This window comes from Microbacterium sp., from assembly GCF_036823965.1.
Lineage (GTDB): Bacteria > Actinomycetota > Actinomycetes > Actinomycetales > Microbacteriaceae > Microbacterium.
In genome coordinates, this window is sequence record NZ_DAITBE010000005.1 from 162,059 (window position 1) to 175,321 (window position 13,263).

A 13,263-nucleotide genomic window follows, 5' to 3' on the forward strand; every position below is an offset into this window, starting at 1 on the left:
GCGCGGCAACGCCGCGTTGCTCACGACGCCGGCGTCGCCAGCCCGAAGTACGCGAGCTCGGCCTCGTTCAGCATCCGGGACCGGATCAGGAACCGCATGCCGGTCGGACCCTCGACGCTGAACCCGGCGCCGCGGCCGGGCACGACGTCGACCGTGAGGTGCGTGTACTTCCAGTACTCGAACTGCGACTCCGACATGAAGATCTCGACGGGCTGCTCGAGCCCGACCTCGAGCGTCCCGAGCAGCACGTCGCCAGGACCCGTGATGAACATGCCGATCGGATAGCACATGGGCGATGAGCCGTCGCAGCATCCGCCGGACTGATGGAACATCAGCGGGCCGTGCTGCTCGGTCAGGTCACGGACGAGGGATGCCGCGGCATCGGTCACGTCCACCCGCTGGTAGCTGCCGATCCTCACCATGGTCTCGCCTTTCCCTACAGATGGATCCGGGCGGGCGCCGAGGGACGCCCGCCCGGAGTCGAACTCAGAAGAAGCCCATCGGGCCTTCCGCGTACGAGACGAGCAGGTTCTTCGTCTGCTGGTAGTGATCGAGCATCATCTTGTGGTTCTCGCGGCCGACGCCCGACTGCTTGTATCCGCCGAACGCGGCGTGCGCCGGGTACTGGTGGTACGTGTTCGTCCACACTCGGCCGGCCTCGATCGCACGCCCTGCGCGGTAGGCGGTGTCGCCGCTGCGGCTCCAGACACCGGCGCCCAGGCCGTAGAGGGTGTCGTTGGCGATCGAGATCGCGTCGTCGAAGCCGTCGAACGAGGTGACCGAGAGCACCGGCCCGAAGATCTCCTCCTGGAAGATGCGCATGTCGTTCGTGCCCTCGAACACGGTCGGTGCGACGTAGTAGCCCTCGCTGAGGTCTCCTCCGAGGTCGACCCGCTCGCCGCCGAGCAGCAGCCGCGCGCCGCCCTGCGTGCCGATGTCGATGTAGCTGAGGATCTTCTCCAGCTGGTCGTTCGACGCCTGCGCGCCGATCATCGTCGCCGGGTCGAGCGGGTTGCCCTGCACGACCTTCTTGACGCGCTCGAGTCCGTCGGCGAGGAAGCCGTCGTAGATCGACCGCTGGATCAGTGCGCGCGATGGGCACGTGCAGACCTCGCCCTGGTTCAGCGAGAACATCGTGAACCCCTCGAGCGCCTTGTCGTAGAACGGGTCGGCGGTGTCGCGGGCGACGTCCTCGAAGAAGACGTTCGGGCTCTTGCCTCCGAGCTCGAGCGTCACCGGGATGAGGTTCTGCGATGCGTACTGCATGATCAGGCGGCCGGTCGTGGTCTCCCCCGTGAACGCGATCTTGCGGATGCGCTTGTGCTGCGCCAGTGGTGCGCCCGCTTCGATGCCGAAGCCGTTGACGATGTTCACGACGCCGGCGGGCAGCAGGTCGCCGATGATGTCGAACAGGAACAGCAGGGATGCCGGGGTCTGCTCGGCCGGTTTGATGACGACGCAGTTGCCTGCGGCGAGCGCTGGTGCGAGCTTCCAGACGGCCATGAGGATCGGGAAGTTCCACGGGATGATCTGGCCGACCACACCGAGCGGCTCATGGAAGTGATACGCGACGGTGTTCTCGTCGAGCTGGCTGATGCCGCCCTCCTGCGCCCGGAGGACGCCGGCGAAGTAGCGGAAGTGATCGACCGCGAGCGGAATGTCTGCGGCGAGCGTCTCGCGCACCGGCTTGCCGTTCTCCCACGTCTCAGCGACCGCGATGATCTCGAGGTTCTGCTCGATCCGGTCGGCGATCCTGTTGAGCACGACGGAGCGCTCGGCCGGGCTCGTCTTGCCCCAGCTCGCGAACGCCTTCCAGGCGACCTCGACCGCACGATCGATGTCCTCGCTCGTGCCGCGGCCGACCTCGGTGAAGGGCTTGCCGTTGACGGGGCTGACGTTCTCGAAGTACTGGCCCTTGACCGGATCGACGAACTCGCCGCCGATGTAGTGACCGTAGCGGGCACGGTAGTTCGCGAGGGCGCCGGGCTGGCCAGGGGCCGCGTAGGCAGTGGACACGTCTTCTTCGACGATGGTCATCGTGACTCCTTCGACGGGCCGCGCTTCGGTGCAGCGGCTGTCATCCGAAGGTAGGTCGCGAAGGGTTGCACCCCGATGCGCAACGTTGCACGAGGTTGCAGGGTCGGAACCCGCTCTCGGGCGTCTACTCGAGGCGCTCGATGCGGGTGACGAGACCGGCGCGCTTCGGCGACCGAGCAGGGAGCATCTCGAGCGCGAGACGCAGGATCTCGGCATCCAGCTGCCCCTCGGGGATCTCGGCGTACGCGAGCAGCACGTCGAGGCTGGCCTCCGACAGCATCGCCTCGCGCAGGGCCCCACGCACCGAGTCGCGGAACTCCACGACGCCGGGCGACGCGGACTCCGGCAGCACCGGTCCGCGGTAGGCGGTGAGCGCCACCCGGTGCGCGCCGCGGTCGAGCAGCGACAGCACGTCGTGCGCGTCGGTCTCGAGCGGGATCGGCAGGCGGTACGGCCGCGACTCCGGCACGAGCTCCGGTGCGCGCCGCTCGAGCACCTTGCGCAGCCGCACCATCTCGGGCCGCAGGGTGTCCGGCGAGACGCCGGGGCCATAGACCAGTTCGCACAGATGCTCCGCCGACAGCCCTCGCGGATGCACCGCGAGCATCAGCAGGATCGCCGCGTGCCGTGCGCTGAGCTCGATCATCGACTCCTCGTGCGAGGACTCGGTCTCCAGACGTGCACGGTCGCGACCGAGCACGTGCAGCGTCGCGCGAGAGGTCGCCCGGGTGCGGGATGCTGCGGCGTGTGATCGATGCGGGGCCTCGCTGCGTGAGCGCAGCCGCGCCACCATCAGCTCCGATTCGACGGCCCTCGCGGTGGCGTCGACGAGCAGCCGCGCCTGCGGGCTCACGACCTCGGCGCCGCCGGTGATGTCGATGACACCGAGCACGCGCTGCGTCTCGGGATCGCGGACGGGGGCAGCGCTGCAGGACCAGGGATGCACGAGCCGGTTGTAGTGCTCCGCCCCTCGGATCTGCACGGACTGGCCGAGTGCGAGTGCCGTGCCGGGAGCGGTCGTGCCGACGGCATCCTCCGCCCAGTTCGCCCCGGCGACGAATCCCATGTCGTCGGTGAGCGATTGCAGCTGCCGGTCACCCTCGATCCACAGCAGGCGTCCGGCCTGATCGCCGACGGCGATGATCACGCCGGCGTCTTCGGAGTCCCCGGGCAGCAGCAGCGCTCGGATCATGTCCATGGCGGAGGCCAGCGGATGCGCCAGCCGATACGCGTCGAGCTCATCGGTGGCGAGTTCCAGGGTGGGGGCCGTCTCCGGCCCGACGCGGCGACGCCAGGATCGCTCCCACGATTCGCGCACCAGCGGACGGACCTGCGCCAGGCGCTGATCGTCGAGGTTGCCGGCCAGGAGCTCCTCGTGCGCACGCTCGATGATCAGGCGTGAGGCCGCAGGGAGCAGATCACGTGAGTCGTGCCAGGACGCAGACACGGCAGTCTCCGTTCATCGACGGTGGAGCGTGGTCTCAGTGTACGAGCCGGATGAGCCCGAGGGAATGGGGATGGCCCGGACGAGCACCGCCGCGAACGCACGACGCGGCTGGCCTGGATCGAAGCGAATCTCGGCGCCGAGTGGCTGCCGTTCGATGCGGCTGCGGCGAAGGGCTACGCCCGGCTCGCAGCCCGCGTCGCCGTACGGAGGCCGCCCACGCGCGCAGCAAGGACATCATGCTCGCCGGCCACGCGTACGCGATCGGCGCGAAGCTCATGACCTGCAACGCGGAGGACTTCGAACTCGTGTCCGACCACGTCGAGATCGTGGTCCAGACGCTGCGCTGACCCAGCCTCTCGGGACTCAGGCCCGCGCGGCCCACCACTCGCGCAGGCGCTGCTCGGCGACCTCCGGGCCGAGCACGCCCTCGTCGAGCCGCAGCTCGAGCAGGAACTTGTACGCCTCGCCGACCTCGCGCCCGGGCGAGATGCCGAGGATCTGCTGGATGCGGTTGCCGTCGATCTCCGGGCGCATGGAGTCGAGCTCCTCCTGCTCGCGCAGCGCCGCGATCCGCGACTCGATGTCGTCGTAGGCGGCGGCCAGGCGTCCGGCCTTGCGCTTGTTGCGCGTGGTCACGTCGGCCCGGGTGAGGATGTGCAGGCGCTCCAGCAGATCACCGGCATCGCGCACATAGCGGCGGACCGCCGAATCCGTCCAGGCACCCTCGGCGTAGCCGAAGAACCGCAGATGCAGCTCGATCAGCGTGGCGACGGCATCCGTCGTGGCGGTGTCGAAGCGCAGCGACTGCAGGCGCTTGCGCGCCATCCGCGACCCGACCACGTCGTGGTGATGGAACGTCACGGCGCCACCGTCCTCGAGCTTGCGGGTGCGGGGCTTGCCGATGTCGTGCAGCAGCGAGGCCAGGCGCAGCGCCACATCAGGCTCGGCACCGGGATGGCGGGCATGCTCCAGGGCGATCGCCTGGCTCAGCACCGTCAGGGAGTGCTCGTAGACGTCCTTGTGGTGGTGGTGCTCGTCCACCTCGAGGCGCAGCGCGCTCACCTCAGGCAGGAACTCCTCGATCAGCCCGGTCTCGACCAGCACGCGCACACCGCGCACCGGGTCGTCGGTCTGCATCAGGCGCACGAGCTCGGACTGGATGCGCTCGGGGCTGACGATCTTCAGCGTCTCGCGCAGTTCGGTGATCGCGGCGGCCGTGGGGTCATCGACGCGGAAGCCGAGCTGTGCGCTGAAGCGCGCGGCACGCAGCATCCGCAGCGGGTCGTCACCGAACGAGATGCGCGGGTCGGCCGGCGTGCGCAGGATGCCGGCGACCAGATCCTCGACACCACCGGTCGGATCGACGAGCTTCACCGACGGCACCTGCAGCGCCATCGAGTTGACGGTGAAGTCGCGGCGCACGAGGTCGCCCTCGATCGAGTCGCCGAACTCGACGGTCGGCTTGCGCGTCACACCGTCGTAGCTGTCTGCGCGGTAGGTCGTGATCTCGACCTGTTCGCGCTGCACGCGTGCCCCGATGGTGCCGAAGGCGCGGCCGATGTCCCACTGGGCGGTCGAGATCGGCTTGACGATCGTCAGGATCTCGTCGGGTGACGCGTTCGTCGTGAAGTCGAGGTCGTGGGTCGGGCGACCGAGCAGCGCGTCACGCACCGGGCCGCCGACGACTGCGAGATCGAAGCCGGCATCCGCGAAGGCCGTCGCGAGCGTGCGGACGACCGGATGCTCAGCGAGCGCACCGAGACGAGCGAGGCCGTCAGCCATATTGAGCATGGGTTCCAGCGTACCGGGCGGGGTCGCGGAGGTAGTCTGAGCCCCATCATGCAGCTGAGCACATTCACCCCGCCCACCACGCCCGCGGCGAGCGCAGCCCGCGCACTGGCTGCGCAGTACCACTCCGAGTCGATGCAGAACCACGTGATGCGGTCGTGGCTGTGGGCTGAGGCCTTCGCCGCCGTCGAGGACCGGCGCGAGATCGATCACGAGCTCCTGTACGTGTCTGCGATGCTGCACGACATCGGCATCGTGCCCGAATTCGACAACGTCACCCTGTCGTACGAAGAGGCGGGCGGCCACGTCGCCATGGCTCTCGCGACGGGCGCAGGGTGGGACACGGATCGCAGCCGGCGTGCGCTCGACGTGATCATCCGGCACAACTGGCCCTCCGTCGATCCAGCGATGGACGTCGAGGGCTACCTGCTCGAGATCGGCACCGCGCTCGACATCTCGGGCGCGCGGGCTGATGTCCTCCCGGCGGCCTTCGTCCACGAGGTGCTGACCGAGTATCCGCGTCTGCAGCTCGCGACCGAGTTCGGCGACGGCGTCGTCGATCAGGCGGCGCGCAAGCCGCACACCTCGGCGCACCGGCTCGTCACCGGTGGCGTCGTCGGCAAGCTGGCGAACCACCCGCTCGAGCGGCTGGTCTGACCCACGATCCTGGTCCGTTTCAGAACAGCGGATTCTCGCCCCTGGCCTGGGCGACGGCCTGCGTTCGTGCCTGCATCTGACGCACCAGCAGCGTACTCATCAGGAACCCGCCGACCAGCGCGACTGCGACGAGCAACCAGATGCCGATGTCGGGGTCGATCACCCCGAAGCCGTAGATCGCGACCGCGAGGATCAGCAGCACCGGTCCCTCGACGAGTGCGAATCCGAGGAACAGCCTGGTCTGCCTCGCGCGGAAGTGCGCTTCGACGGCCTGGACGCGTGCGTCGATCGAGTCTCCGGCGTAGCTCATGCCCCCAGGGTAGCGAGGCGTGATGGCGGATGCCGCGGCATCCGTTCATCTCCCGGTTGCCCTGTCGTCAGCGCCCGGTCATGCGGCTTCGATGGGCTGAAGGGGCCCCGTGCGGCTGAGCACGGAACCCCACCCAAAAGGACTCACATGACCTCCCCCACCTCTGCGGTGCGGTGGCGGCGTCACGGACTCACGTCCGTCGCGCTCCTCGCAGTGCTCGGCGGTGCCATCGTCGCGCCCACGGCGATCGCCGCATCCGATTCACCGGACGTGCCCACCGACTCGCTGATCACCGGCGACACGGCCTGGCACTACCTCGACGACGGATCCGACCCCTCGCCGCAGCCCGCTGCGCTGCGGGACTGGACGCTGCCGGCCTACGACGACACCGCCTGGAAGACCGCCCCCGGGTCGTTCGGCGCGAAGAACGGCAAGCTCGGCGCCGTCGGCCCGCAGACGCCGAAGACGCTGCTCAACCACTACCTCGACGGCACCAAGGCGCCGACCGTCCCCACCTACTTCTTCCGCACGACGTTCGAGATCGAGGCCGGCGTGGCCGAGCAGGTCGCCGCGCTGCAGAGCACGATCACCTACGACGACGCGATCATCGTCTGGATCAACGGCGCAGAGGTCGCCCGCTACGTCGACGGCCGCATCACCGACACGACGAACGTCGAGTACGCCGGCGACTCCAACGGCGACCCGCTCACGAGCACCTTCAGCGCCGAGGGCGAGGTGCTGCACGACGGCACGAACACGATCGCCGTGTCGCTGTTCCAGGACCGTGAGTCCAGCTCCGACATCTACTTCGACATGTCGTCGCTCACGCTGGTCAAGGCCGCAGACCCCGGCACCCCGGTCGTCGCGGCGCCGACCCGTGTCATCCTCACCCCGACCGAGCAGCCCGCGGTCTCGCAGTCGTTCTCGTGGCTCGCCGGCGACGCCTCGCACACGATCGGCCAGGTCGAGATCGCCCCGGCGGCCGGCGGCGACACGCGCACCGTCGACGCCTACGACGCCGGTGTCGTGAACGGCAACCCGAACAAGCACTTCTCGGCCACGGTCACGAACCTCACGCCGGCCACCGCGTACCGCTACCGCGTCGGCCTGCCCGGCAGCTGGAGCGACTGGTTCGAGTTCCGCACCGCCGACCCGAAGGCCACCGACTTCCAGTTCATCTACTACGGCGACGCGCAGATCGGCCTGGACACCACGTGGCCGAGCGTCGTGAAGCAGGCTGAGGCGAACGCACCCCGCTCGATCGGATCCGTGCACGCCGGCGACCTGATCAACACCTCGAGCAACGAGAACGAGTGGCTCAACTGGTTCAAGGGCATGGAGGACTCCGCCGTCCGGACCAACGTGATGGCCGCTCCCGGCAACCACGAGTACTCCGGCGACAAGCTGCTCACGGCGTGGAAGGCCGCGTTCGAGTACCCCCACAACAACCCGTCGACCAGCTCGATCGGCGAGCTCGCGAACCTCGCGAAGGGCGACTCCGAGGTCGCGCAGCAGTACCGCGTGTTCTTCGACCACTGGAGTTCGTTCGCCGCCGAGACGGCGTACTACACCGACTACCAGGGCGTGCGCTTCATCACGCTGAACGCCACCCGCGACACGACCTTCCTCACCCCGGCCGGACTCCCGTCCTGCACCGGTGCGGAGTGCCCGTCGAGCCAGATCGGCGTGCTGTGGACCCGCTTCCAGGGCGCATGGCTCGACCTCCTGCTGCAGAACAGCCCGTCGAAGTGGAACGTCGTCACGTTCCACCAGCCGGTCTTCTCGGCATCCGAGGGTCGCGACGAGCCGGTGCTGCGCGCCGAGTGGCTGCCCGTCTTCCAGCGCAACGACATCGACCTGGTGCTCATGGGGCACGACCACACCTACGCCCGCGGCTACGTGAACACGGATGCCACCGAGACCCCCGGCCTCACGACCGGCCCGGTCTACGTCGTGTCGAACTCGGGTGCGAAGCACTACGACCTCGAGACGCCCGAGAAGAACGTCTGGACGAACAACGGCGCCACCCAGGTGCTCCGCGGTCAGGGCGTCACGACCTACCAGGTGATCGACGTCTCGAAGAACCAGCTCGTGTACCGCTCCTACCTCGCGGAGAAGCAGCCGGGCGCGACGACCGACCTTCCCGTCGGCGCCGTCTACGACACCTTCACGGTGACGAAGTCGGATGCCGGTGAGAAGTGGGTCACCGAGGCCGGCGTCACGCCCCCGGTCACCCCTGAGCCCGAGGTTCCGGCCGAGATCGAGCTGGGCGCGGCTTCCGTCACGGCTGGCGGCACGGTGACCGTCGCGGGCTCCGGCTTCGCGGCCGAGGCCGAGCTGCGGTTCGAGCTCCGGTCCGACCCGGTCGACCTCGGCACGGTCAGGACCGACGCGAACGGCGCGTTCAGCCGCACCCTGACGATCCCGGCGGCCACCCCGGCGGGCACGCACACCCTCGCGGTGATCCGCGCTGACGGAACCGAGGTCACCGCCTCGCTCACCGTCACCGCGGCCTCGAGCGGCGGCGTCGGCACCCCCGGCGACGGCGGCTCGGTCGGCGCAGGAGACGGCGATCTCGCCACGACCGGCGCAGACAGCACGCCGTACGTGATCGCGGCGGTCGTGCTGCTCGCACTGGGTCTCGGCCTGGTCGTGCTGCGACGCCGTCGACAGAGCGCGGCGGTGGACGCCGAGTAATCCACGGCATCCGTCCACGAGGGCGCCGTCGGGGCTTCGGCCTCGGCGGCGCCCTTTTCTTCGCGCGCGGTCATAGGATCGCGGTGTGGCCGCCGATGATTCTGCATCCTCCCCAGCTCCCTCCCGTCGCGGGTTCCTCAAGATGGGTGGCGCCGCACTGGCCGGCGCGGTGGTCGGTGGGGCAGGCGGAGCCGCGATCGGCGCCGGGATGGCCGCGAACGGCCGCAGCGGATTCGCGGCAGCGCCCGATCCCTTCGCCGCCCTGACGCCTCGAAGCGAACCGGGCTTCGACCACATCGTGGTCGTGATGGGCGAGAACCGCTCCTTCGACAACCTGCTCGGCTATCTCTACTCGAAGGACACCCTGCCCAGCGGCGAGACCTTCGACGGTCTCGCGTTCGGCGACCACAGCAACACCGCGCCGGACGGCACGGTCGTCCCGGCGCACGTGCACCAGGGCGACACCGACAGGATCATGAGCATGCCCGATCCGGATCCGGGCGAGGAGTACCCGCACGTCAACACGCAGCTGTTCGACACGATCGATCCGAAGTCGAATGCCGACCTCTACGTCGACGGCATGTCCGCGCCGTTCAATGCTCCAGCAGCAGGCACGAAGGCGACCATGGCCGGCTTCCTCACCGACTACTTCGTCAACCTCCGCCGGCTGCGCAAGGGCGTCGAACCGACGCTCGACGAGGCGCGGCAGATCATGGGCTCGTTCTCACCCGAGATGCTGCCGGTGCTGTCGACGCTCGCCTCGGAGTTCGCGGTGTTCGACAACTGGTACGCCGGCGTCCCATCGCAGACGTTCTGCAACCGCTCCTTCTTCCACGCGTCGACCTCGCACGGCTTCGTGACGAACCAGGCCGGCGGCGGATACCGGAAGTGGCTCGACGCGCCGGCTGCGCCCACCGTGTTCAACCGGCTCGAGGAGAAGAAGCTCGGCTGGAAGGTCTACATCGACAAGCTGCAGCTCGTCTCGTTCACCGGGATGCTGCACGCGGCCGTGCTCGAGAAGTACTGGCGCACCGAGCACTTCGGCACGATGGAGGACTTCTACGCCGACACGAAGAACGGCACACTCCCGGCCTACGCGTTCATCGAGCCGAGGATGGTCTACGACCACAACGACTTCCACCCGCCGTTCGGCTCGGTGCGCGCGAGCGACGTCGACGGCACCGAGATCTTCGACAGTGCTGTCTCCGACGTCCGTGCCGGCGACCGCCTCATCCACGACATCTACGAGGCGGTGCGCACCAGCGCCTCGCCGAAGGGATCGAACGCGGTCAACACTCTGCTGCTGATCACGTTCGACGAGCACGGCGGATGCTATGACCACGTGCCGCCGCCCTCGGCGACGAAGCCGACGCCCGATACGGGTGCCGGCGAGATGGGGTTCACGTTCGACCGGCTCGGATGCCGCGTGCCGGCGATCGCCGTCTCCGCCTACACGCGGCGCGGCTCGATCATCCACGACGAGATGCACCACGGCTCGGTCACCGCGACCCTCTCCCGCCTGCACGGGCTGAAGCCGCTGAACGACCGCGACCAGTCCGCGAACACGCTCCTCAACGTCGTGAACCTCGACCAGCCGCGGCATCCGGCCGACTGGCCGATCACCACCCCCGCCTACACGCCGCCGAACCCGGAGCAGGGCGCACCGCATCCCGGCGAGGCGGCTCACGACAAGCCGCTCACGCCCCCGGCCCGTGGCCTGCTCGGGCTGCTGATCGCGAAGTACGGTCGCCCGGACGAGCCGGAGCCCGAGACGTTCGCCGACGCGTATCGCCTGCTGCACGAGCACGGCGAGGAGCTGTTCGGGCCGCCGAAGGGCAGCTGACCGAGTCACCTAGGCTGGGATCATGAGCGAGCCCGCACCCATCGAGTCCTTCTGGCTCGGGCTGCGATCAGCGGATCCGACCCTGCCGGAGACGACCCCGGAGGCCTGGGCGTTCGGCGCCACACGAGCGCAGGCCGACGACCTGCTGGCACTGGTCCTCGACGGGATCAAGACCGGGACGGCATCCTTACTGTGGGACTACGAGGCGACCGGCGATCCGCTCCCGGCCCCCGGAGACCTGAGCATCCTGCTCGACGGCGAAGGGACGCCGCGGGCGCTGATCGAGACGACGGATGTCCGAGTCCTGTCGTTCGACGCGGTGTCCGCAGCGCATGCGTTCGCCGAGGGCGAGGGAGATCTGACGCTCGACCACTGGCGCACCGTGCACGAGCGGTTCTGGCGTGAGCATTCCGAGAGTCCTCGCGGATTCGAACCGGACATGCCGGTCGTCTGCGAGCTCTTCCGTCTCAGATACCCGCGCTGAGCGTTCTCGTCGCTCCTCAGTCGCGGTGAGAGCGGCGTCGAGCGGCGATGAGCAGGGTCGCACCGAGGACGAGCACCACGCCGCCGCCGATCGCCCACGCGAAGGTCTCGGGCCCGAGGCCGGTCGCAGGCAGCCGGTTTCCACCGTTGCCGGGGTCGGTCGTCGGGGTGGCGGTGTCGGTCGGCGTGGGGGTCGGGGTCGGGACCACTTCGTCCTCAGCGAGGACGAAGTCGAGGTCCACGATCGCCTCACCGGCGGCCGTGATCGTCAGTGTCCTGGTCGCGGTGCCGACGACGGTCGTGTCATCCGGCGGCACGACCGTGAGCGTGTACGTTCCAGGCGGCAAGGAGCCGAGGCCGAACGCGCCGTCGGCATCCGTGGTCAGCTCCTGCGAGCCTCCAGGACCGGTGACCTCGATCGTGACGCCGCCGAACGGCCCGCCGTCGTCGGTCGTCACCGTGCCGCTGAACGCGCCGAGCCGTGCGAGCGCGAAGTCCACGTCGGTCACGTCGTCGGCGGCGACCTGCTCCGGGCGGGTGCTGGGACCGTCGACGACGTAGCCGTCGGGCGTCGTGATCGCGATGTCGTAGTCGCCGGATGGAAGCCGCGGGAAGCTGTAGTCGCCGTTGCCGTCGGTCACCGTGGTGAGCGTGCCGCCAGGGCTCGTCGCCGTGACCGTGACTCCGGGCACGCCGGTGCCGTTCGAGGTGACGGTGCCGGAGAGCGTCGGGTTCTCGGCCAGTACGAAGTCGACGTTCTCGATCGGCGCCTCGCTGCCGTCTGGCACCGTGAAGGCGGGCGGCGCGCTGGTGATCGTGAAGCCGGGAGGCGCGGTGATGGTCGCGGTGTGCGTGCCGACCGCGACCTGATCGAACAGATATCGGCCGTCGCCACCGGTCGTGGTGGTCTGCCCGTCGATCGTCACGGTGACCCCGGGGACCGGGGTGCCGTCGTCGTCGAGGATCTGCCCGGAGACCGCGACCGGGATGATGTCGCGCACTTCGAAGTCCGCCACGGCATCCGCGTCGGTGAGGTCCACGGGGATCACCGTCGCCGTGGTCGCGATCTTCCCGGTCGGCGGGCTGACGCGCACCGTGTAGCCATCGGTGGCGACGAAGCCGGGGAACGAGTAGGTGCCGTCCGGTGCCGTGGTGGTCGTGCCGACGACCGTGCCGTTCCCGTCGGTGAGGTCGAGGGTCACGCCGTCGAGCGGGCCGTCGGCGATGTCCACCACCGAACCGGTGATGTCGCGGGCGAGGGATGCGAACCAGGTCTGGTAGACCGGGAAGCCCGAGCGGCGCGTGAAGATGAAGCTGAGCGAGGTGATCGGCGTGCTCGGCTCGAACCAGGCCGCCGAACCGCTCGTGTCGGCCGCGGCGGCGTTGCCGGTGAGTGTGAGGGTCGCGGGGTTCCACGTCGGGACGTCGGTGGCCACGCCGGTGCATCCCGGCTTGCCGGCGATCCCGGGGGCGCAGTAGTTGAACCCGCCCCGGAAGCCGAGGTCGGCGGCGGTCAGCTGCTGTCCGTCGGTGCCGATCGCCTGGATGCGCACCGAATCGGCGTCGATGTCGCCGAGGACGAAGGTCCAGCCGGAGGTCGGGGTCGGCGCGTTGAACGAGTAGGTGGTGGTCGAGGGGCTCGTGGCCGTGTCGGCCTTGGGGCGAAGGTTCAGGTAGGGCTGTCCCTGGCTGGTGCCGTACTTGGCGCCGACGTCGGTCCCCTGCGCGAGCCAGACGGATGCCCCCGAGATCACCCCGACCTGGCCGGCACGGGAGTCGCTCGTGACCGTCGCGCTGAGCTCGGGCTGCGCTGCGATGTCGACGGACGTCGTGTACGCGCCGCCCGCGCCGACGAGCGGTTGCCAGTCGGCCCAGTCCGAGGTCGTCGCCGCCGAGGCCGGCACTGCGATGGCCACGGCTGCCAGCACGGCAACCGCTCCGACAAGAAGGCTCTTGGGGGCGCGCATGCGGCCAGGCTATACCGATATATCGTCGCTGAAC

10 protein-coding genes are annotated in these 13,263 nt (G+C 69.2%); 4 read left to right on the forward strand and 6 right to left on the reverse strand.

The features are described 5' to 3' along the window. Positions 1-20: 20 nt before the first annotated feature. The 4 genes from V7Z82_RS10625 to V7Z82_RS10640 form a co-directional block, all read right to left on the reverse strand. Positions 21-422 carry a DUF779 domain-containing protein gene (locus V7Z82_RS10625; RefSeq protein WP_334151215.1) on the reverse strand — a complete coding sequence of 134 codons (402 nt, stop codon included), beginning with the start codon at positions 420-422 and terminating at the stop codon, positions 21-23. A 64-nt stretch (positions 423-486) separates the two neighbouring features. Further along, positions 487-2,037, reverse strand: a complete 1,551-nt coding sequence (gene exaC / locus V7Z82_RS10630) for an acetaldehyde dehydrogenase ExaC (protein WP_334151217.1) — start codon at positions 2,035-2,037, stop codon at positions 487-489. A 124-nt stretch (positions 2,038-2,161) separates the two neighbouring features. Next, positions 2,162-3,484: a GAF domain-containing protein gene (locus V7Z82_RS10635; RefSeq protein WP_334151220.1), complete on the reverse strand. Its 1,323-nt coding sequence runs from the start codon at positions 3,482-3,484 to the stop codon at positions 2,162-2,164. A 363-nt stretch (positions 3,485-3,847) separates the two neighbouring features. After that, positions 3,848-5,275 (reverse strand): CCA tRNA nucleotidyltransferase, encoded by a 1,428-nt coding sequence (locus V7Z82_RS10640; RefSeq protein ID WP_334151222.1) that lies wholly within the window; start codon positions 5,273-5,275, stop codon positions 3,848-3,850. 48 nt (positions 5,276-5,323) lie between these two features. On the opposite strand from V7Z82_RS10640, the gene V7Z82_RS10645 reads away from it, so the two are divergent. Next, on the forward strand, positions 5,324-5,929 hold the full coding sequence (locus V7Z82_RS10645) for a cyanamide hydratase (RefSeq protein WP_334151224.1): 606 nt from the start codon (positions 5,324-5,326) through the stop codon (positions 5,927-5,929). 19 nt (positions 5,930-5,948) lie between these two features. On the opposite strand, the gene V7Z82_RS10650 is transcribed toward V7Z82_RS10645, so the two are convergent. Then, a complete protein-coding gene (locus V7Z82_RS10650) occupies positions 5,949-6,239 on the reverse strand; it encodes a hypothetical protein (RefSeq protein WP_334151226.1) in 291 nt (96 codons plus the stop codon). Positions 6,240-6,386: 147 nt separating this feature from the next. Here V7Z82_RS10650 and V7Z82_RS10655 point away from each other — a divergent pair, with 147 nt between their 5' ends. The 3 genes from V7Z82_RS10655 to V7Z82_RS10665 all read left to right on the forward strand — a co-directional run bounded on the left by V7Z82_RS10655 (position 6,387) and on the right by V7Z82_RS10665 (position 11,263). Next, positions 6,387-8,936, forward strand: a complete 2,550-nt coding sequence (locus tag V7Z82_RS10655) for a metallophosphoesterase family protein (RefSeq protein WP_334151229.1) — start codon at positions 6,387-6,389, stop codon at positions 8,934-8,936. A gap of 85 nt (positions 8,937-9,021) precedes the next feature. Beyond that, positions 9,022-10,779, forward strand: coding sequence for an alkaline phosphatase family protein (locus tag V7Z82_RS10660; protein WP_334151231.1), 1,758 nt, complete (start codon positions 9,022-9,024; stop codon positions 10,777-10,779). 22 nt (positions 10,780-10,801) lie between these two features. Next, on the forward strand, positions 10,802-11,263 hold the full coding sequence (locus V7Z82_RS10665; protein ID WP_334151234.1) for an ASCH domain-containing protein: 462 nt from the start codon (positions 10,802-10,804) through the stop codon (positions 11,261-11,263). Between the two features lie 16 nt (positions 11,264-11,279). Here the strand turns inward: V7Z82_RS10665 and V7Z82_RS10670 are convergent, their stop codons facing one another. After that, entirely contained in the window at positions 11,280-13,229 is a 1,950-nt protein-coding gene (locus tag V7Z82_RS10670; protein WP_334151236.1) for an MSCRAMM family protein, read from the reverse strand. Positions 13,230-13,263 lie beyond the last annotated feature (34 nt).

Coding starts and splice junctions, on each gene's coding strand:
- V7Z82_RS10650 (WP_334151226.1), bottom strand. CDS start 6,239: ATGAGCTACGCCGGAGACTCGATCGACGCACGCGTCCAGGCCGTCGAA.
- V7Z82_RS10655 (WP_334151229.1), top strand. CDS start 6,387: ATGACCTCCCCCACCTCTGCGGTGCGGTGGCGGCGTCACGGACTCACG.
- V7Z82_RS10645 (WP_334151224.1), top strand. CDS start 5,324: ATGCAGCTGAGCACATTCACCCCGCCCACCACGCCCGCGGCGAGCGCA.
- V7Z82_RS10670 (WP_334151236.1), bottom strand. CDS start 13,229: ATGCGCGCCCCCAAGAGCCTTCTTGTCGGAGCGGTTGCCGTGCTGGCA.
- V7Z82_RS10640 (WP_334151222.1), bottom strand. CDS start 5,275: ATGCTCAATATGGCTGACGGCCTCGCTCGTCTCGGTGCGCTCGCTGAG.
- V7Z82_RS10625 (WP_334151215.1), bottom strand. CDS start 422: ATGGTGAGGATCGGCAGCTACCAGCGGGTGGACGTGACCGATGCCGCG.
- exaC (WP_334151217.1), bottom strand. CDS start 2,037: ATGACCATCGTCGAAGAAGACGTGTCCACTGCCTACGCGGCCCCTGGC.
- V7Z82_RS10665 (WP_334151234.1), top strand. CDS start 10,802: ATGAGCGAGCCCGCACCCATCGAGTCCTTCTGGCTCGGGCTGCGATCA.